Source organism: Pantoea sp. DY-15 (genome assembly GCF_019795935.1).
Classification (GTDB): domain Bacteria; phylum Pseudomonadota; class Gammaproteobacteria; order Enterobacterales; family Enterobacteriaceae; genus Pantoea; species Pantoea leporis.
Genome location: NZ_JAIMIF010000002.1, coordinates 763,178 through 781,960, shown reverse-complemented (window position 1 = coordinate 781,960; position 18,783 = coordinate 763,178). Strand labels below are relative to the sequence as shown.

At 50.5% G+C, this 18,783-nt stretch carries 18 protein-coding genes; 11 read left to right on the top strand and 7 right to left on the bottom strand.

The genetic code is table 11. The features are described 5' to 3' along the window. Positions 1 to 46 precede the first annotated feature (46 nt). The 5 genes from K5Y32_RS12320 to K5Y32_RS12300 all read left to right on the top strand — a co-directional run bounded on the left by K5Y32_RS12320 (position 47) and on the right by K5Y32_RS12300 (position 3,374). Positions 47 to 664, top strand: a complete 618-nt coding sequence (locus K5Y32_RS12320; RefSeq protein WP_222184137.1) for a dTMP kinase — start codon at positions 47 to 49, stop codon at positions 662 to 664. Positions 665 to 1,300: 636 nt separating this feature from the next. Next, entirely contained in the window at positions 1,301 to 1,561 is a 261-nt protein-coding gene (locus tag K5Y32_RS12315; protein WP_192235272.1) for a hypothetical protein, read from the top strand. 426 nt (positions 1,562 to 1,987) lie between these two features. Further along, entirely contained in the window at positions 1,988 to 2,257 is a 270-nt protein-coding gene (locus K5Y32_RS12310) for a hypothetical protein (protein ID WP_101761242.1), read from the top strand. Positions 2,258 to 2,597: 340 nt separating this feature from the next. Next, positions 2,598 to 2,840 (top strand): regulatory protein YcgZ, encoded by a 243-nt coding sequence (ycgZ, locus tag K5Y32_RS12305; protein ID WP_101761241.1) that lies wholly within the window; start codon positions 2,598 to 2,600, stop codon positions 2,838 to 2,840. 249 nt (positions 2,841 to 3,089) lie between these two features. Further along, complete coding sequence (locus K5Y32_RS12300; protein WP_101761240.1) at positions 3,090 to 3,374, top strand: biofilm development regulator YmgB/AriR family protein; 285 nt, start codon at positions 3,090 to 3,092, stop codon at positions 3,372 to 3,374. 114 nt (positions 3,375 to 3,488) lie between these two features. Here the strand turns inward: K5Y32_RS12300 and K5Y32_RS12295 are convergent, their stop codons facing one another. The 5 genes from K5Y32_RS12295 to K5Y32_RS12275 all read right to left on the bottom strand — a co-directional run bounded on the left by K5Y32_RS12295 (position 3,489) and on the right by K5Y32_RS12275 (position 9,761). Continuing rightward, positions 3,489 to 3,740 carry a biofilm development regulator YmgB/AriR family protein gene (locus tag K5Y32_RS12295; RefSeq protein ID WP_101761239.1) on the bottom strand — a complete coding sequence of 84 codons (252 nt, stop codon included), beginning with the start codon at positions 3,738 to 3,740 and terminating at the stop codon, positions 3,489 to 3,491. A gap of 65 nt (positions 3,741 to 3,805) precedes the next feature. Continuing rightward, the gene (locus K5Y32_RS12290; protein WP_222184135.1) at positions 3,806 to 4,090 is read right to left on the bottom strand and encodes a hypothetical protein; all 285 of its coding nucleotides are present in this window, start codon (positions 4,088 to 4,090) and stop codon (positions 3,806 to 3,808) included. 835 nt (positions 4,091 to 4,925) lie between these two features. After that, complete coding sequence (locus K5Y32_RS12285; protein WP_222184132.1) at positions 4,926 to 7,976, bottom strand: efflux RND transporter permease subunit; 3,051 nt, start codon at positions 7,974 to 7,976, stop codon at positions 4,926 to 4,928. Continuing rightward, positions 7,973 to 9,073 carry an efflux RND transporter periplasmic adaptor subunit gene (locus K5Y32_RS12280; protein ID WP_222184131.1) on the bottom strand — a complete coding sequence of 367 codons (1,101 nt, stop codon included), beginning with the start codon at positions 9,071 to 9,073 and terminating at the stop codon, positions 7,973 to 7,975. The genes K5Y32_RS12285 and K5Y32_RS12280 overlap by 4 nt, the downstream gene beginning before the upstream one ends. Before the next feature lie 73 nt (positions 9,074 to 9,146). Then, complete coding sequence (locus K5Y32_RS12275) at positions 9,147 to 9,761, bottom strand: TetR/AcrR family transcriptional regulator (RefSeq protein WP_222184129.1); 615 nt, start codon at positions 9,759 to 9,761, stop codon at positions 9,147 to 9,149. 240 nt (positions 9,762 to 10,001) lie between these two features. Here K5Y32_RS12275 and K5Y32_RS12270 point away from each other — a divergent pair, with 240 nt between their 5' ends. The 3 genes from K5Y32_RS12270 (at position 10,002) to K5Y32_RS12260 (ending at position 12,318) form a co-directional block, all read left to right on the top strand. After that, on the top strand, positions 10,002 to 10,478 hold the full coding sequence (locus K5Y32_RS12270; protein ID WP_222184127.1) for a DUF2243 domain-containing protein: 477 nt from the start codon (positions 10,002 to 10,004) through the stop codon (positions 10,476 to 10,478). Between the two features lie 12 nt (positions 10,479 to 10,490). Continuing rightward, positions 10,491 to 11,282, top strand: a complete 792-nt coding sequence (locus K5Y32_RS12265; protein ID WP_255602585.1) for a cytochrome c oxidase assembly protein — start codon at positions 10,491 to 10,493, stop codon at positions 11,280 to 11,282. Positions 11,283 to 11,418: 136 nt separating this feature from the next. Beyond that, on the top strand, positions 11,419 to 12,318 hold the full coding sequence (locus K5Y32_RS12260; protein WP_110867105.1) for a LysR family transcriptional regulator: 900 nt from the start codon (positions 11,419 to 11,421) through the stop codon (positions 12,316 to 12,318). Here K5Y32_RS12260 and K5Y32_RS12255 read toward each other — a convergent pair. Next, positions 12,293 to 13,099, bottom strand: coding sequence for a substrate-binding domain-containing protein (locus tag K5Y32_RS12255; RefSeq protein WP_222184124.1), 807 nt, complete (start codon positions 13,097 to 13,099; stop codon positions 12,293 to 12,295). The genes K5Y32_RS12260 and K5Y32_RS12255 overlap by 26 nt on opposite strands. Positions 13,100 to 13,114: 15 nt before the next feature. Beyond that, positions 13,115 to 14,410, bottom strand: coding sequence for an MFS transporter (locus tag K5Y32_RS12250; RefSeq protein ID WP_222184122.1), 1,296 nt, complete (start codon positions 14,408 to 14,410; stop codon positions 13,115 to 13,117). Between the two features lie 637 nt (positions 14,411 to 15,047). Between K5Y32_RS12250 and K5Y32_RS12245 the strand changes: the two genes are divergently transcribed. The 3 genes from K5Y32_RS12245 to K5Y32_RS12235 all read left to right on the top strand — a co-directional run bounded on the left by K5Y32_RS12245 (position 15,048) and on the right by K5Y32_RS12235 (position 18,782). Then, a complete protein-coding gene (locus K5Y32_RS12245; RefSeq protein WP_192235288.1) occupies positions 15,048 to 16,034 on the top strand; it encodes an autoinducer 2 ABC transporter substrate-binding protein in 987 nt (328 codons plus the stop codon). A gap of 245 nt (positions 16,035 to 16,279) precedes the next feature. Continuing rightward, positions 16,280 to 17,800: a sugar ABC transporter ATP-binding protein gene (locus K5Y32_RS12240; RefSeq protein ID WP_222184120.1), complete on the top strand. Its 1,521-nt coding sequence runs from the start codon at positions 16,280 to 16,282 to the stop codon at positions 17,798 to 17,800. Beyond that, positions 17,793 to 18,782 (top strand): ABC transporter permease, encoded by a 990-nt coding sequence (locus tag K5Y32_RS12235; RefSeq protein WP_210080148.1) that lies wholly within the window; start codon positions 17,793 to 17,795, stop codon positions 18,780 to 18,782. The genes K5Y32_RS12240 and K5Y32_RS12235 overlap by 8 nt, the downstream gene beginning before the upstream one ends. The last annotated feature ends 1 nt before the right edge of the window (position 18,783 follow it).

Sequence of the window (18,783 nt, the reverse complement as noted above, 5' to 3'; positions counted from 1 at the left end):
CCGGTTTGAATTTCACACAAACGCTACATCACCCGTCATTTCGACTATGAGCCGTCCGCTGTTTGTTTCTCTGGATGGGCCCAAAGGGGTTGGCAAAACCACGCTGTTGGAAGCCATTACGAAAGTACTCAGGTCAGATAACATTAAGGTAATCCGGCTTTGCGAGAAAAAAAGCGATCCCTTCAGGAGAGAAACAATGGCTCTGGTGAACAGGCTGGCCAGAAATCCCTCCATGGATTTAGAGTGGGAAGTTTGTGCGCGCTTTGCTGATAGCCGTGCATGGATTTCCCAACATGTGCTGACTAAACAGCCACCGGACAGCATCATTTTGATGGATCGCTGGTACCCGTCGGATGCCGCGTTTCGCCGGATGGTTCCATTTGCTGAGATTTTACAGTTAAACATTGATCGAAACGTGCAAGAGCCGGACCTGCATGTCGGGGTTGTTACTGCGCCTGAAATTTCATGGGCAAGGGCTGCGGCCAGAACGCGCGGGTTAAGTAGTACGGTGATGCATAAGCTGGAAGATCATGTCGCTTGTACTCAGTCGTTCGAGCGAGCCGTTGCAGAACACGGCTGGGTTTTATGTCGTAATGAAGGGATGATCGAACACGCAGCCATGCAGGTTGTAAATGAGATCTACAAACTGCTGAATGCGCTTTAGGTATCAGTTCTGAGACCCTTTTTCTGCCGCATTCGGTTAAACCTATTAGTGGAAACACATCACTCTGACTGCACACTGAACACATCCGTCTATGGTTATCAGTTGCTACTCGGGCCAACTGTACATCGGTGTAATCCTTGAAAGTTGTTAAGACGCACGTCTTGTGGATACGCTATGGCTGGGTGGGGCTCCAGATATAACAGCGCGGTGCATAATATGCAGCTGGTGTCCGCCAATTTCCGCGTAATAAGCTGGCTATCCGTAAATGTAACGAAACCAATATCGTTACCTGCAAAGGGTTTTATTGCATCCTTGCGCTTTCATATTTATACAGCTGTTCATGGATTACTTTAGAATTAAATATATCAGCCCTTTTTGTAGTGCCTTCCCATTATTTCACCGAGTCAATATCCATCATTGAGAAGCGCTTAACACCTTTAACATTAAACCTCTTTCATGCAAAATTGTACATAATATCACCCTGCATTAGCACCTAATAACGGCAGTGAATAGTCACTTAGAAAATATATAAATCTAAGATTTCATGACTTTTAGGAATTAACCTTTAGCTAAATCCGTCATAGCGCCTACAGTTTAAGTCGAGGTTGTCATAAACGTGAAAATGGAGGATGGTTAATGTCTTTTCAACACGACGGGAAAGGCTACGTCATTATTGGCGAAGCGGCACTGAGTATTGCCTTGGGACAGAGAGTTGTCAGCGTACAATCACTGATTGACGAACTGGAACATATGGCAAATGCAGGCGGCAGCAAGGCAAGGTTGTCTGATATTTCTGAAGCCACAAAATGGCTGAAGAGTTTCGAAGAGCCCGATCGCGCTGTCCATAACGTGCCATACCTGCAAACGCTTGCAGGCTTGAACGACGAAACGAACTGACGCCTAAGGACGTAGTCCGGCTCTGGCCGGAAGACGACGACGAAGATGACCTCAACGGTCGCGTTTAACGTGTACCGGCTGGAGAAAATGTCAGGGACGACACTCTCCCCTTCCTTAATTAATCCCCACCTGTTATTTGGCAATATTCATTTCCCATTCCCAAATTACGTATCAAAATCTTCATTAATTGAGGCAAGTTTTATCTTGAAAACGATTTCATTATTTTCCCTCGAAATTTGAGACTTTTCTTTATCATCAAGCAATGCGTTTACATCTGGCATAATTTAAGATAATTATCAGCAAGTTGAGCAGCAACGTTAACATGCAAAATTTGATAAACCGTAATCTCTAAACAATCTTAAAGACCTTAAGGAAGTTTGTTACTACACTATTCCTACGGTAATCGAAAATATTGGAGGAAACGCAGTGTTATTTCATGACGAAGAACAAGGCCATATCATTATTGGCGAGGCAGTGATTAATCTTGCTGTGAGTCAGAAGGAAATCAACATTCACTCCCTCATCATTGAGTTGGGCACCATGGCCGAAGGCGATGCCAGCGACAATAGACTTGCTCAGATAGCCGACGCCAGACGCTGGCTAAAAGCCTTTGTCGAAACCTCCCCACGAAACCGCGAAGAGCTACGTTGGCTTTCAGCATCCAGACATTTACGCGCTATCAACAATGATCGTTAATGGGTGACTAACGTTGATTCAGGCAGAGGATGCGCCTCAGGGCGCTCCGCATTATGTCGATAAGTAAGTGAGTTAAACAGACTTCATTCCCTGAACCTTTCAATACCCCCTCCTCCAGTTAATCGCCTCCTTTCTCTTTGTACAAATTTACCCTTATCTTCAACAACCAGAACCCGACAGCTGTTCTCACAACCAAACATAACCACCTGAATAAAAAGGATAAGCATCTTTTGCTTAAAAAGAAAATCTGTACAGATAAATTAATCCTGTACAAGTTTTAAAAGATTGTCTAACTTTATGTTCAGACAGAATCGACTATCCCAACTTTTACGAGGTTCGCATGCGTCAGAGTGTTTCTAAATTTCCCGATACAGCCAGCGATATTGCACATTATTTTAGCAAAGCAAGCGCGCCAACTCAGCAAGAAACGCTAGGTCAAATTGTTGTCGAAATCCTGCGGGCAGGCAAGAACCTTAATCGTAAGGCTATCTGTACTAAACTGTTAAGACGTCTCGAAGTCGCAGCCACTCAAGAAGAAGAACGCCATTATCAGACATTAATCGGCATGCTGTTTGATCGCTAAGTTTTATCTGTTGGCGAGATAAGCCAGTCACGATCCCGTCGAAGGGATTCAGGCTTTAAACCGCTCATTAATGAATTTTTATCCATGAAAGGCGTGCCATAACAGAAATATGCGCTAAATTTAGTTTTGAATGACTTTTAACTGGGTAAATAGCCCAGAAAGCATGGGTTTGTTTAGCCAACACCCAACGCAATAGCGTAAACATCTTTCAAACGTTGCCGCAGAAATATCTGATCACAAGGAGAGAAAATGCAACAAAGCGCACAGCAAACGTCCCGCGAAATAGACATTACTGACTATCTCCAAAACGCAGGTGACAACCTTTCTGCGGAGAAGACACTGATTGACTCCGCCATCCAGACGCTTGAGAGTCAGGGTAAGAGTGTCTCCAATAGCGCCATTATTTTGTACTTCATCTCGGAAATTGAAAATACCACGGACCCGTTGCAACTTGACGCGTTACTCAACGCGTTAAAAATGGTGGTGGGCTTTACTCCGGGTGAAGAAGAACGTTGGGCATTTTTTTACTGGTGAGTAAAGTCTCAGGGACATGAGGATCAGTATTTTTAATATGGATGTAGCGGTTAGAAAAGCGGGGAATTGACACAACTCTCCCCGCTGATAGGCAAATAGAATAGATTGGTTTTATTAATCATCATCATTAGGCGTACGGCCTACAACGATTTCAAGGCAGTTGCGCAGCACATCGAGTTGCTCAATATCTGTCGCACTTTCCAGCTCCGCTATCAGACTCATAATGATGGCCTTGTTCGTTACTCTTCCTCTCTCTGCGATCAATGACTTTACGATGATACCAATGACTTCTTTTTCCTGTGCATATTGGTCACCGGTGCTGTGTAAATAACTCTGCAGGTCTGACTCGATAGTATTCTGCTGCATAAAATATCCTTAATGAGTTGCGCATTTTTTGTCTCTCTTCCAAGCACTTAAGCCCTTAGCCGGCGTTAATGTCGGGTTGAGTCGTCATTACCGAATTTGTCTATATCAAAATTTGCCATATGCTCCCGGTCTCCAACTTTAGGGGGTTCACTCTCGGCAATTTCTTTCTTCACATCCTGCATAGCGAGAAGTATTGCGCGCGCGCGTTCTTCATCCTTTTCGGCTTTCAGCATACATTCAAGCTTCGAGAGGAGCGCACGTCGCGAGATGCCGGCTTTTTCGCGCAGCAATGCTATTACCGCCTCGCCGATGAGAAGATCACTCAACTTTTGTTCATGGTGATTTTTCATATCACTCTCTGTTCAACATTTAGTGTTGAGAAGAGAGAGAGCTGCGGCTGAAAAACGCTGCAATATCATTTACTGAATGGCATTTTCCCAGGTTCTGTTGCAAGGAAACCTCACGTGTTCATAATTTAATCAGATCGTCATGCAGTAAACTTATACAATGATCGCAATGTTGTACAGCTTTATTGGCGTGAATTGATGAATATTTAATATGAGATAGGGCAAGTAAAAAAGGATTGGACTTTTATGGCAGGAAAAAATGACCTCTGAAAGTGGAAATCTCTAACGCTTTCAGAGGCGATGCAAAGCATCATTCGTTACGTGCGGAGAGTACCGCTGGGTCAATTTATAGGAGATAAAAAAAAATGCACGGGTTATATTTTTTTATTTTAGCTCCTATTACAGTCATTTAAATTGCATCTTTATCAAAATGAAACCGCTTCGGTTATTTATGAACTCAATCATCAAGATAATTGATAATTTTTATTTGGCTATTCCAAATAAATGCCATTTATTAATCGATTTCTCATTTTTAAAATGACCACGTTGAAAAAAACGCTCGGGTTTTACTGACGAGGATAAACGAAGCCAGGCAGTGATTTCAGGACTGTCCACCAAACCATTGCTGTGATGATTGAAGTGATAATGGCCTCGTCCCCGAGCCTTTTCATTTTTTATTTGTGGACCTGAGTTGCAGGCGTTAAATACTGCTACTACTCTTTTATCGCTTCATACTTGGTACGAAGGTTACACACAGCACGCACAGCGTGCGAGAGTCTTTGCATATTGTTCATATTTCCTTCCCCGCTCCAGGCGGGGATTTTTTTTCAGCATTAGCCTACCTGACACGGAACCAGATGGCATACATCGCCGGTAAAAACACCAGCGTCATAATGGTGCCGCCCAGCGTCCCGCCAATCAGCGTGTAAGCCAGCGTGCCCCAGAACACGGAGTGCGTCAGTGGAATAAATGCCAGAATCGCCGCTAGCGCTGTCAGCAGAACCGGCCGGGCGCGCTGCACCGTTGCCTCAACGATAGCCTTGAAAGGATCGTGGCCTTCTCGCTCATTCTGATGGATTTGTCCGATCAGGATCAGCGTATTACGCATCAGAATCCCTGACAGCGCGATCAGCCCAACCAGTGCATTGATGCCAAAGGGCTGCTGGAATAGCAGCAGCATGGGCACAACGCCAACCAGCCCGAGCGGCGCGGTCAGAAAAACCATCACCATCGCTGCCATGGAACGCACCTGCAGGATGATGATCAGCAGCGTCAGGGCAATCATAATTGGGAACAGCGGCAGCATCGCTTTGGTCGCTTTACCCGACTCCTCAATCGAGCCCGCCTGTTCAATACGGTACCCCGGCGGCAGTGACGCGATTAATGGCTGAAGTTCCCGGCTCAACGCACTTGAGACATCCGGTGGCTGCAATCCGTCAGCAATATCGCCGCGCACCGTTATGGTTGGCGTTCTGTCGCGGCGGCGCAGCAGCGGATCTTCCATGCGGATGTCGATTTCACCGAGTTGCGAGAGTGGAATGCGCTGCCCATCGGCTCCGGCTAGCGTCAGAGCGTCAAGGCGCGCGGGATCGAGGCGCACCTCTCCGGCTGCACGACCAACCACTTCCACAGATCGGATATCTTCACGAATCGCCGTGATAGATGCCCCGCTTAGCAGGAACTGCAGTTGACGAGCCGCTCCGGCAGGCGTTAGCCCCATCGCCTGCAGCCGATCCTGATCCAGCCTGAAATGCATTACCGGCACACGTGAACCCCAGTCGGTGTTGACGGTGCGCATCATCGGGCTGGCCTGCATTAATACTTTCACTTTCGCGGCCAGCTGGCGCAGTACGTCTGGATCGGGACCCATCACCCGGTAAGCGACCGGATAAGGCGAATAGGGACCGAAAACCAGCTGTGTAACGCGCACCTGCGCTTCAGGCGCGAGCCCATCTGCTGCCGCTTCTCGCAGACGCTGCTTCAGCGCATCACGGTCGTGCTCGCCATTGGTCAGCACCACGATTTTGGCAAATGAGGGATCCGGCAATTCCGGGGCCATCGCCAGATAAAAACGCGGCGCGCCCTGCCCGATATACGCGGTTACCGTGCGGGTTTCTTTTTGCTTTTTCAGCCAGTGCTCAATTCGCGCCGTGGTCTGGCTGGTCTGCTCTATTGAGGTGCCGTAAGGCATTTGCACTTCAACCAGCACCTCAGGACGATCGGAGGTCGGGAAGAACTGTTTTTTCACCAGCCCCATGCCAATGATGGCCAGCACAAAGCAGCTAATCACCGCGCCTGCCACCCACCACTTATGCGCGATGACTTTAGTTAGCAACCGTCTAAAGCGATTGTAGTGGCGGGTGTTATAGATTGCCGCGTGGCCACCGGCCACCGGCTTGATGTCGGGCAGCATCTTCACGCCCAGATAAGGGGTAAACAATACTGCCACCACCCACGAGGCAATCAGGGCAATCCCCACGATCCAGAACATATTGCTGGTGTATTCACCAGCGGTGGACTGCGCAAAGCCGTTGGGCATGAAGCCGATCGCGGTTACCAGCGTGCCGGCGAGCATCGGCGCGGCCGTATGGCTCCAGGCGTAGGCCGATGCTTTGATGCGGTCATAGCCCTCTTCCATTTTCACTACCATCATCTCTATCGCAATGATGGCGTCATCAACCAGTAAACCCAGTGCGAGGATGAGTGAACCCAGCGTGATGCGGTCAAAGTTTTTTCCCGTGGCGGCCATCACCACAAATACCACGGCAAGCGTCAGCGGAACCGCGGCAGCAACCACGATGCCAACGCGCCAGCCCATGCTGACAAAGCACACCACCATCACCACCAGCAGAGCCACGAAGAACTTCACCATGAACTCATCGACAGCCGAACTGATGTTAACCGCCTGGTCGGAAACGTTGGTGAGCGTCATGCCCAGCGGCATGTCGCTATTTATATTTCGGACCTCTTGTTCCAGCGCCTTACCCAGCTCAAGACCGTTCCAGCCTTCCCTCATCACCACGCTCAACATTAGTGCAGGTTCACCCTCATTACGGATGAGAAAATCGGGCGGATCGACATAGCCACGTTCGACCTTGGCCACGTCGACAAGCCGTAGCGTGTGATTACCGGAGACGACCGGCGTGTTGCGGATTTTTTCGAGCGTATCCAGCGCTCCGTCGAGGCGGATAAACACCTCGGGCCCGCGCGTTTGTATCGAACCGGCGGGTGACAGGGCATTTTGCCCGTTCAGGGCGTTAAATATCTGTTCCGGTGTAATGCCCAGCGTAGCGAGGCGATCGCTGGAAAAGGAAACATAAATACGTTCTGCCTGCTCGCCGGTAATGGTGACTTTTTTTACGCCCGCAACGTGTAGCAGCTGCTGGCGGAGTTTTTCGGCATCACGAGACAGAAATCGCTGCGGTTCACCCTTTGCTTTCAGTGCATAGAGGGCAAAAACCACATCCGAGAATTCATCGTTAACCATCGGCCCGATCGCACCTGCCGGCAGGTTGCGCGCCTCATCGCTGAGCTTTTTGCGTGCCTGGTAAAACTGCTCCTGCACTTCAGAAGGCGGCGTGCTGTCCTGCAGGGAAAGCATGGTGTATGCCATTCCGGGACGAGTATAGGTCTCGGTGCGGTCATACCACTTCAGCTCCTGCAGCCGCTTCTCCAGCGGCTCAGCCACCTGATCCTGCATCTCCTGCGCGGTGGCGCCAGGCCAGGCGGTGATCACCGTCAACTGCTTGACGGTAAACGGGGGATCTTCCGCTCTTCCCAGACCAAGAAAAGCCACTATGCCGGCAACCGTAACAAGAATGATCAGGAACAGCGTAACCGATCGTTCACGCACCGCGAGGGCCGAGAGGTTAAAGCGATTGCGGCTCATGGCTCGGCTCCTTGCGACCCAAGCGTTCCGATGCGGACGGCTTCACCTTCATGCAGCAGATGTGCGCCCAGCGCGGCCACCTGTTCCCCGCTCTGAAGCGGACCCGACACGCGCGCACTGTCGTCGCTGATGCCGAGCAGCGTCACGGCTCGCCAGGTGACTTTGGCGGGTTTGCCTTCCACCAGCCAGACGCCAGTACCGCGTCCCGCATCCCACACTGCACTGAGCGGTACTGACCAGGATTCTTGCGTCGCCGCAGATTCCGGGATACGCAGGGTTACGGTTGAACCCAGTGGAGCACCGGCTGCGGCACCGCTCAGCACATAGCGTGCTTCGTAGGTGCGGGTTGCTGCATCCGCCGAGTCTGACAACTCGCGCAGCCTGGCATGGTTCTCGATTCCACTGCCATACAGGATGGCCGTGGCTGGCGATCCAACCTGCGGACGCAATGTCTCCGGCAGACTGACCATCGCCTCACGCTGACCAGCGCGGGCGAGGCGCACAACCGTTTGACCGGCGCTAACCACCTGGCCTGGGTCGGCCAACGTATCCACCACCACGCCATCGGCATCAGCACTCAGTACGGCATATTGCGAGGCGTTGAGCGCCACGCGTGCCTGCGCCTGCGCGGCGCTCAGATCGGCACGCGCGGCATCTGCCGCTGCACGAATTTGACTGTAAGAGGATGCAGAGACCGCGCCAGAACCCACCAATCCACGATAGCGTTTCTCATCATCGCCGGTCTGGCGCGCGCGTGCCTGGGCGGCGTTTACCGCACCCTCCGCAGCGCGGACCTGCAGCGCGAGATCAGCGGGATCGAGCCTCATCAGCAGCTGGCCGCGTTTGACGCTTTGCCCCTTATCAACCAGACGCTCAAGCACCTTGCCCGACACGCGAAAACCCAGGTCACTCTGAAAACGTGCGGCCACAATGCCGGTAAAAACGCGAGATTGACCCGCCGCAGGCTCGACGGTCGCCGTCCTGATGAGTGGCGGCCGGGAGCGCGGATCGTCAGCGGCTGATAGAGGTTCGCCGCAGCCAGTCAGAATGACCGGCAGCAGGCAGATGACGGACAACAAAGGGAGATGCCGGAGCATGGGTTACCTTACTCAAGGAAAGTATGAGGACGCCATTCTCTGACTAGTGACCAATTATGTCAATGGTCACAAATTACGGAGCGAGACTTCTAAGTACTAATGCAGCCAATTGGCTTGCATCTTCTCTGGCCGTATCAAGTGAGGATTGCAATTGGAGTGGATCGGCAAGAGGTCTGAGTACCAGATAGACGGCGGCGGCCGTTTCATCCAGCGGCGTTTTACGCTCAAATTCCCCGGCAGTGCGTCCTGCGCGCAGGATGGCGAGCACGATTTCACGCAGGGAATCCTCATATTGCACAGCAGCAGGCCAGTGCTCACGCGAGGAGGCGGCGGCGATGTCATACAGCCGACGCTCGCGGAAAAACAGCTCGCAGCCTGCCACAGCAAGCGTCTGAAACAGCTGCTTTATTTTTTCCGTGGCGGAAGGTGACTGCTCCAGCGCAGCGTTCAGCCTTTCCGTGATATCCGTAAGGCAATTGGCGCAGATGACTTCACCGATTTCCTGCTTAGAACCGAAAAACTTGTAAATGTAGGCTTTGGAGAAGCCGATTGATCGCGCGAGATCGGATACGGTGGTTTTCTCAAAGCCGTAATGGCTAAAGTACTCCATGGCGGCAGCCACAATCTGATCGCGGATGGTGTGATCGGAAGGCCCACGCGTGGCGGCGGTAGTTTTTTTCTCTGTCATATTTCAACTTTGCTCGGTGAGCTGATGTAAACGATGAGTGACCAGTGGATATTTTGGTCACAATTTCTCATCGCTTCAAGGCCTGATTGCTATCATCACAATCTCAGCGGAATCTCTGAAAAACCGCTTTCGGTAATGTCGTGCGCCCTGCCCGACATAACGCTGGCGTAAATTGGCCGGGCTGCGGAAATTATCATCTACGCTTCTTAAGTAAAATTTAACTTTTGCCCGGAGAACGTAGTGCCAACTTTAAATTCCAGTCCTCATCCCGACCTGAAACGTTCATTCATAGCCACCCTTCCACTGGGTATCGGTATGATGGCGGCAATTGATGAAGTGATATTTCATCAGATTCTGGCCTGGCATCACTTCTTTGACTGGGGCACACCCGCGTTTAGCCTGCTTTCAGATGGATTATTGCACGCAGGCGAGCTGATTCTTTTCGTGCTTGGTTTTTTCATGTTTGCGGACCTGCGAAGCCGTGGAAAACTCAACCGCACGGCAGCGTGGGCGGGATTCATTGTGGGTTTGGGGGCTTTTCAGCTGTTTGATGGGATTGTCGATCACAAACTGCTCAGGCTGCATCAGATCCGCTATGTTGATAACGTGCTGCTTTATGACCTTATCTGGAATCTGTCTGCTGTGCTGTTATTGGTGGCAGGCTTGCTGATTTATCGTCACGCGCGGTCTGCTCTATCCGCTAAAACGGAAGTTTAATCCGTGGATCCCATGATGCATCCTGCGGCGATGTCCCATTCAGTCGCGCTATTTATTCTTCTGGTCATAGCTCCTGCTGTCATCCTCTTTATTTACCTGATCGCCGCTTTCCGTATACGCCGGGTTGCCCGCTGGAGCGCCTGGCGCATAGCCAGCTTTACCGCCGGCATCGCCCTGATCGTGGTATCCATGTTGCCGCCTTTGGCTAACTGGGCGCATCATGACTTACGCGATCATATGCTGCAGCATCTTTTCCTCGGCATGTTTGGACCTCTGGGATTGGTATTTGGTGCGCCCGGCTCCCTGATGTTACGCACTATTTCCGCACGATGGGCGCGCGGTATGATGAATATTCTCCGCACCCGCCCGATACGTTTTTTAATCCATCCATTTACTGCTGCTTCGCTGGATATTGGCGGGATGTATCTTCTTTATCTCACTCCGTTATATGCGTTGAGCATGGCCATTCCCGCCCTGTTTATCTTTCTTCATCTGCATTTTGTCCTCTCCGGCTACCTGTTTACCTGGTCTATCGCCGGGCCCGATCCCGCGCCTCACCGTCCATCGAGAACTGTGCGTCTGGCGGCAATTTTTTTTGCTACGGCCGCTCACGCTATTCTTGCGAAGTTGATGTACGGCTTCGGATACCCACGTGGAACCTTAGCCAGCTCTGAAGAAATCCAGCAGGCTGCGCAGTGGATGTATTACGGCGGAGATATTGCCGAGTTTTGCATTATCTTCGGCTTTTTTGCCGCGTGGTTCCGGCAACGCAGCACGCTGCCAGAAATGCTGATGGGGAAATAATGACCATTCCATGACAAAATTATTTGCCAACATGAAAAGTAATAACATTTGTAGGTAAGACGTGGTTACCGTAATCAATAATGTGGCTATCATTGCCCTTTGAACACCCGCTGGCTCCAAAGGACTGTCTGCTGCTATGCCTGTAAACTTTGACCTTAACGATCTTTATGCCTTCCGTGCGCTGGTTGAATACAGTAATTTTCGGCTTGCCGCTGAGTCCATCTGCCTTTCCCAGTCAGCGTTGAGTCGTAGGATTGAAAAGCTGGAATCCGCGTTAGGGATCAAGTTGTTCGACAGAACGACCCGGCGTGTCACGTTGACACTATATGGACGGACCTTTGCTGAACGCTCAGATCAGCTGCTGGCGAATGTTGAACTGGTATTAGCGGATATTAATAAGGTGAGTCAGGATCGTGTAGGGCTGGTCACCGTTGCCACTGTGCCCTCGGCAGCCTACTATTTTATGCCCGATGTTATCCGCCGTTTCCAGACACGCTATCCACGAGTGCGTGTGAAAATCATTGATAGTAGCGCTGGAAACGTCATTGAAGCAGTAGCCAGTGGTCAGGCAGACTTCGGCATCTGTTTCGCCAGAGATTTGCAAACCACTATCGAATTTATACCCTTGACGAGCGATGTCTACGTGGCGGCCTGCAGGCGGGATCATCCATTAGCCAATAAAAAAAACCTGACCTGGCGAGAGTTTTATCAGCAGGATTACATTGAGCTGGATAAGACCTCCGGTAACCGCCATCTACTTGATAAGATGCTGGATCACATCGTTCCTGAGCGCCCCAGTATCTGCGAAACCCGTCATGTGACCACCATGCTAGGTATGGTTGAAGCGGGTATCGGCATGGCTGCCGTACCCGCTATGTCAATGCCGATGTCAGAGCATTCAGTACTCACACACCTTTCACTCACTGAGCCGGTGGTAAAGCGTACGGTTGGCCTGATCAGGCGCAGTGGCCGTATGCAATCCTACATTGCAGCTGAGTTAGAGAAGCTGATCACTGAACAGTATCGTGTTGTTTAACCGGCAGTTCAGCCGTCACCGATCGCAATCCGGTAGCGCGCACAGTATCTTGCGCCTCAGCCGAAGAGAGGAAGTTGAGTAACGCTTTGCCCTCATGCCCGTTTGTTGCTTTGGCGGTCACCGCACCGGCAAAACGGGTAACGTATTGCACATCTTCAGGCAGTTCACCCACAAAGGTGACGCCCGGCACAGGTAGCAATTCACTCACTTGCTGGAAACCGACGGCATAATTGCCTTTAGCCACTTCGGATGCCACCGGAATGCGCTCTACCCTATGCGCTTTTGTTTTTACCTGGTCTTCTATTCCCAGTTTTTTAAACAGTTGGCTGCTGACATAGCGGCCGCTGGCACTGTCAGAATAAGCAATAGATTTGGCCTGCAAAAGGGCATTACGCAGATCTGCATCCGTTTTAATATTTAGTTTAGGCTCACCTTCTTTAACGACCATACCAATTGAAGAGTCGGCTAGCTCAACGCGCGAGCCCGGCTGAAGCCAGTTATCCTTCTCCAGGTTTTTTAGCGCATCACCGACCATAATCACCACATCCGCCTTCTCCCCGCGCGCCAGGCGCGCGGGAATCGCCTGAGGCGTTCTCCCCATCGAAGGACCGGAGATCAAAATGATCTTGTCGCCGCTTTTTGCTTCAAATTGTGGGGCCAGTTTTTCCAGCGCCGCTTTAAATCCGCCCGAAATCATAACGGTGACATCTTTGGCCGCCGCTGAAAAACTAACGGAACTCACTAACAGCGTAACGAGAAGTGAACGATGTATTTTTTTCATGATGTCTTTCCGGAACTAACCAGCGGTTTGAAGTGATAACGCGCTGCGACGGTATAAATAGAAGGTGGCCAGTAATGCACATACTGCAGCAAAGCTCATCCAGTAGCCGGGTGAAGCTTTATCGCCGGTGTACTCAATCAGTGCAGTTGAAATGACTGGCGTAAATCCACCGAAAATAGCCGTAGCCAGACTGTAGGCCAGAGAGAAGCCTGCAACTCGCACCTCTACCGGCATAATCTCTGTTAACGCCGGGATCATCGCGCCGTTATACAGACCGTAAAGGAAGGAGAGCCACAACAGCACTGTCAGCATCATGGAAAAGCTGGGCGCTTCAGCAAGCAGGCTAAGAGCCGGATAGGCAGTAATCAGCGCTAGCACCGCCATGGTCACCAATACAGGTTTACGGCCATAGCGGTCTGACAGGGCACCCCCAACCGGTAGCCAGAAGAAGTTTGATATCGCCACCAGCAGAGTCACCAGCAGGCTGTCAGAAGCGCTCAGCATCAGCACTTTTTTACCAAAGGTAGGGGCATATACAGTGATCAGATAAAACGCGGTGGTGGTCATGGCGACCATCAACATTCCGGCGATCACAACCTGCCAATTCGCTAACAACGTTTTAAATACGTCACGCATCGCCAGGTGGTTGCGGCGAGCAGTGAACGCTTCGGTCTCTTCCAGTTTACGGCGCAGAACAAAAATGAACGGAACAATCAGGCAGCCGAACAGGAAAGGCAAACGCCATCCCCACTCGCGAAGGGTGCTTTCTTCCATAGCCGCATTCAGTGCAAAGCCCATGGCCGCTGCCACCATAATGGCCACTTGCTGGCTGCCAGATTGCCAGCTGGTGTAAAAACCTTTACGGCCGGGCGTGGCAATTTCTGCCAGATAAACGGATACGCCGCCTAACTCTGCGCCCGCTGAGAAGCCTTGCAATAAGCGACCACATAGCACTAAAAAGGGTGCCCAGAGCCCAATCGTTTGATAAGACGGAATGAGAACGATCAGGAAGGTTCCCGCCGCCATGATCGACAAGGTAACAATGAGCCCTTTACGTCTGCCAACTTTATCAATGTACGCGCCCAGTACGATTGCACCGACCGGTCGCATTAAAAACCCCGCGCCAAAGACCGCGAAGGTCATCATCAGCGAGGCAAATTCACTGCTGGCCGGAAAAAAAGTATGGGCGATGTAAGTGGCATAAAAACCGAATAGAAAGAAATCGAATTGCTCCAGAAAGTTGCCAGAGGTCACTCGCAGTATCGCACTGCATCGGGATCGAGTCGTCATGGGTAGGTCAGAGGAATGCATGGTTATCTCCAGTTTGTTATTGGCGTTTTACAGCGCCTGTTTCTGCAGACTGGATGAGCAAAACAAACTATATAAGCGCAATTAACTCATGGGTTGATGCGTTTGACGCATGAATCCGCGCTAACAATTTCATTAACAAGCTGTAACGGGCCTTTAACAGCCCCTCACTTATTAGCGTTACTTTTTGAGGGCTAAAAACGTCATACGTATTTTGTGACAAGGCTCATATCTGGTGAGGATGAAAATGACGTCGATCGGGAAACGTCGTTTTCGGAATCTTAAAATCGCCAGGAATGCGCTGCTGTTCACATTCCGTGCAAATAAAATTTCTGGCACCGCCTTCTTCGCTGCAAGAAAGATACGACGCAGTCAAACATTTCTCTTTTGTTTCTTAATTGAAAATAAATTGTTAATAAAATTGGATAAACACCTCTGAAATTCAGGTTTCAGGAAAGGAAAGAGTATTTATTTACTTTTTATTAACATAAATGAGCTCAAAATTTAACAAATTTGGGCATTGTTCACATTTTAATCACAATCATGCGAAAACCGGTGTCTCCTTCAGTTAATCTCTGAGTGTGAATTGAATACCAACCGTCCGCTCCCTACTGCAAAACATCATAAGAAAGGTATCGCAATGAAATTTAACCTCGCATTAGTCAGTGCATGTGTGGTTTCAGCATGCATGTTATTCACAACACCCTCTTTCGCCGCTAAGCCTTACGATATTGCTGTGGTCGCCAAAGTCACCGGCATTCCATGGTTTACCCGTATGGAAGTCGGCGTGAAAGAAGCCGCGCAAAAACTGGATGTCAACGCTTATCAAGTCGGCGGCTCGACTCCAGACCCGGCCCAGCAGGTCAAAGTGATTGAAGATTTGATTGCTAAAAAAGTCGACGCCATCATCGTGGTGCCAAACGATGCCAAAGTATTGGAACCAGTATTAAAGAAAGCGCGTGACCAGGGCATCGTCGTATTAACCCATGAATCGCCGGACCAACAAATTGGGCAATGGGATATCGAAACCATCGACAGCCAGAAATATGCTGAAGCCAATATGGATGAACTGGCAAAAGATATGGGTAGCAAAGGAGGGTACGCCATTTATGTCGGATCCCTGACTGTGCCGCTGCATAACGCGTGGGCGGATGCTGCGATCAAATATCAGAAAGAAAAGTACCCGGATATGCATGAAGTAACGTCTCGCCTGCCAGTGGCGGAAAATATTGATAAGTCGTACTCCACCACGTTGGATTTAATGAAGACCTATCCCGACCTGAAAGGGATTATCGGTTTCGGTTCGCTCGGCCCGATTGGTGCGGGTCAGGCGGTTCAACAGAAACGCGCTAAAAATAAAATCGCCGTTGTTGGTATCGCTATGCCCGCTCAAGCTGCTCCGTATTTAATGCGCGGTGATATTAAGAAAGCGCTGCTGTGGGATCCAAAAGATGCCGGCTATGCCTTAGTAACGGTTGCTGATCAGCTGCTACAGGGTAAAGAAGTCACCAAAGACCTGACCATCGAAGGGCTGGGAAAAGCCGACGTGGATATGGATAAAAAAGTGATTCGCTTTAATAAAATTCTGGAAGTAACACCAGAGAATGCGAAATCACTTGGCTTCTGATCAGGCTTTTTAATTCAGGTATTTTCTGGAGACAGATTATCTCCAGCGCCACACCAGGCTAAGAGAAATAAATACGGCGTTGTATGTTGTGCCGTATTTAGATCTCGAATCAGACATGAAAATTTATACCCTAAATAATTCCAGCAGAGCAAAGCGGCCAATGCGCAAACATAACCCATTGATTAGCTCTAAATTGCGCAGCCAATGCCCACTGGAATTACAAAGGATATGCTTAAGGATCGGTGATGAATACGCTTAATACGTCCCCTGCCCCTTATGAGGCATTTATCAGCCTTGAAAGAATCAGCAAAAAATTTCCCGGCGTACTAGCATTAGACAATGTCAGCCTGACGTTAAATAAAGGCGAAGTGCATTGCCTTGCTGGTCAAAATGGCTGTGGCAAAAGTACCATCATTAAAGTCATTTCTGGTGTTTATCAGCCGGAAAAAGGCGCGGCTATTACGCTGGACGGAAAACTATTTCATACTCTGACACCGCAGCTCTCTTCGTACTACGGCATTCAGGTTATTTATCAGGATTTGTCTTTATTTCCGAACCTGTCGGTTGCCGAAAATATTGCGATTCACCGTTATTTACCGGGCGGAGATTTTTGGGTGCATCGCCAGGCAATGCGCAAAAAAGCGGTGGCGGCGATGCAACGGGTCGGCGTTTCTCTGGACCCGGATCGTAAAGTCGAAAAGCTGTCGATCGCCGATCGCCAATTAGTCGCCATATGCCGCGCTATCGCCGCTGACGCCAGTTTAGTGATTATGGATGAACCGACCGCATCGCTGACTCGTACTGAAGTGAATGGTCTATTGCGCGTGGTGAATGAGCTCAAATCCGCCGGTATCTGCGTGGTGTTTGTCAGCCACCGTCTTGATGAGGTGATGGAAGTGGCCGATCGCATCAGCGTGATGCGCGACGGCAAACTGGTTGGCACCTATCCGGCCAGCGAACTCGACAGTAATGAACTGGCATTCCTGATGACCGGACAACGTTTTACCTACAGTCATCTGCCGCATCGTGCGCCAGCCAACGTAATGCCACTCCTTGAAGTCAGACAACTAAGCCGCAAAGGTCAGTATCAGAATATTTCACTGGCGCTGCGCCAGGGTGAAATCACCTCGATTATTGGCCTGCTCGGTTCGGGCCGGACGGAACTCTGTCTGAGCCTGTTCGGCATGAGCCAACCAGATAGCGGAGAAATCCGCGTTAACGGCAATGTGGTGCAATTCCACAGTAACCGCGACGCCATCCGTCACGGCATTGCTTATGTTTCAGAAGACCGTCTGACGCAGGGTCTGATCATGGAGCAATCCATTTATGACAACACGCTGGTGTCCATTTTCGACAAGCTGCACACCGGCGCAGGATTAATGGACCATCAGAAAGCCGCAGCGGTGGTGAGAGACCTGATCCGCGATTTGAACATCAAAGTCTCGGATAGCCAGTTACCCGTTAAAACCCTTTCCGGTGGTAACGCGCAGCGTATCGCCATCGCCAAATGGGTAGCAACACAACCCCATATTCTGATCCTCGATTCGCCGACTGTAGGCGTGGATATTGCTAACAAAGAGGGAATTTACCGCATCGCACGCGATTTGGCGGAATCCGGCATGGCGGTGCTGATGATTTGCGATGAAATCCCGGAAGCGTATTACAACAGTCATCGCGTGCTGGTGATGCGCAAAGGCGAACTGGTAGCGGAATTCGCGCCACACCAGAGCAGCGAAGCGCAGATTGCGGAGGTGATTAATGGATAACAAATCTCTGTCGAAACTGTTTTCCCAGCACGAGTTCTGGCTGGGATTACTGGTTCTGCTGCTGGTGATTGGCTTGAGCGTCGGCACCAGTGAATTTATGACCTTGGGTAATCTGACTGACGTCGCCACCAGTTACGCCATTCTCGCCATTCTGGCCTGTGGTCTGTTTGTGGTGTTAATTGCCGGGGGCATCGACATCTCCTTCCCGGCAATCACCTCAATCGGTCAGTACGTGATGGCCAGTTACATCATCCATCACGGCGGTAGCTTTCCACTGGCATTTGCCCTGTCGATGGGCAGCGGGTTGTTGCTCGGGCTGGTCAACGGTTTTCTGGTGTACTGGCTGCGCGTTCCGGCCATCATTATCACCATTGCCACGTTAAACCTGTTTTACGGTCTGCTGGTGTATGTCACCAATGGCACCTGGTTGTACGGCTTTCCCGACTGGTTTATGAACGGTATTAATTGGTTCTCTTTTACCGCCGCCGACGGCTACGACTATGGCCTGACTCTGCCGCTGCTTAGCTTGCTGGGCGTAATCATCGCCACCGGCGTGTTGATGAACCGCACACGCGTGGGGCGCCAGATTTATGCTATGGGCAGCAACCGTGACGCTGCGTCGCGTCTCGGCCTGAACATCCTGCGACTGCATTTTTATGTATACGGTTTTATGGGATTGCTGGCGGGTATAGCGGCCGTGGTTCAGGCGCAAATCACCCAGTCTGTCGCCCCCAATTCCCTGTTGGGTTATGAGCTGACGGTGCTGGCAGCGGTGGTATTAGGCGGCACCAGTATGACCGGCGGCCGTGGCTCGCTGACCGGCACCATTCTGGGGGTAATGCTGCTGGCCTTCCTGCAAAATGGTATGACCTTGCTGAGCATTTCATCTTACTGGCATCAGGTTTTCAGCGGCGTGATCATTCTGGTCAGCATCAGCAGCACCGCGTGGAATGAAAAACGCAAACTGGCAAAGGGAATGTGAC

What these genes read in the sequence shown, in the direction of transcription:
- K5Y32_RS12320 (WP_222184137.1), top strand. Translation starts at nt 47, where the DNA reads ATGAGCCGTCCGCTGTTTGTTTCTCTGGATGGGCCCAAAGGGGTTGGC.
- K5Y32_RS12315 (WP_192235272.1), top strand. Translation starts at nt 1,301, where the DNA reads ATGTCTTTTCAACACGACGGGAAAGGCTACGTCATTATTGGCGAAGCG.
- ycgZ (WP_101761241.1), top strand. Translation starts at nt 2,598, where the DNA reads ATGCGTCAGAGTGTTTCTAAATTTCCCGATACAGCCAGCGATATTGCA.
- K5Y32_RS12300 (WP_101761240.1), top strand. Translation starts at nt 3,090, where the DNA reads ATGCAACAAAGCGCACAGCAAACGTCCCGCGAAATAGACATTACTGAC.
- K5Y32_RS12295 (WP_101761239.1), bottom strand. Translation starts at nt 3,740, where the DNA reads ATGCAGCAGAATACTATCGAGTCAGACCTGCAGAGTTATTTACACAGC.
- K5Y32_RS12290 (WP_222184135.1), bottom strand. Translation starts at nt 4,090, where the DNA reads ATGAAAAATCACCATGAACAAAAGTTGAGTGATCTTCTCATCGGCGAG.
- K5Y32_RS12285 (WP_222184132.1), bottom strand. Translation starts at nt 7,976, where the DNA reads ATGAGCCGCAATCGCTTTAACCTCTCGGCCCTCGCGGTGCGTGAACGA.
- K5Y32_RS12280 (WP_222184131.1), bottom strand. Translation starts at nt 9,073, where the DNA reads ATGCTCCGGCATCTCCCTTTGTTGTCCGTCATCTGCCTGCTGCCGGTC.
- K5Y32_RS12275 (WP_222184129.1), bottom strand. Translation starts at nt 9,761, where the DNA reads ATGACAGAGAAAAAAACTACCGCCGCCACGCGTGGGCCTTCCGATCAC.
- K5Y32_RS12265 (WP_255602585.1), top strand. Translation starts at nt 10,491, where the DNA reads ATGATGCATCCTGCGGCGATGTCCCATTCAGTCGCGCTATTTATTCTT.
- K5Y32_RS12260 (WP_110867105.1), top strand. Translation starts at nt 11,419, where the DNA reads ATGCCTGTAAACTTTGACCTTAACGATCTTTATGCCTTCCGTGCGCTG.
- K5Y32_RS12255 (WP_222184124.1), bottom strand. Translation starts at nt 13,099, where the DNA reads ATGAAAAAAATACATCGTTCACTTCTCGTTACGCTGTTAGTGAGTTCC.
- K5Y32_RS12250 (WP_222184122.1), bottom strand. Translation starts at nt 14,410, where the DNA reads ATGCATTCCTCTGACCTACCCATGACGACTCGATCCCGATGCAGTGCG.
- K5Y32_RS12245 (WP_192235288.1), top strand. Translation starts at nt 15,048, where the DNA reads ATGAAATTTAACCTCGCATTAGTCAGTGCATGTGTGGTTTCAGCATGC.
- K5Y32_RS12240 (WP_222184120.1), top strand. Translation starts at nt 16,280, where the DNA reads ATGAATACGCTTAATACGTCCCCTGCCCCTTATGAGGCATTTATCAGC.
- K5Y32_RS12235 (WP_210080148.1), top strand. Translation starts at nt 17,793, where the DNA reads ATGGATAACAAATCTCTGTCGAAACTGTTTTCCCAGCACGAGTTCTGG.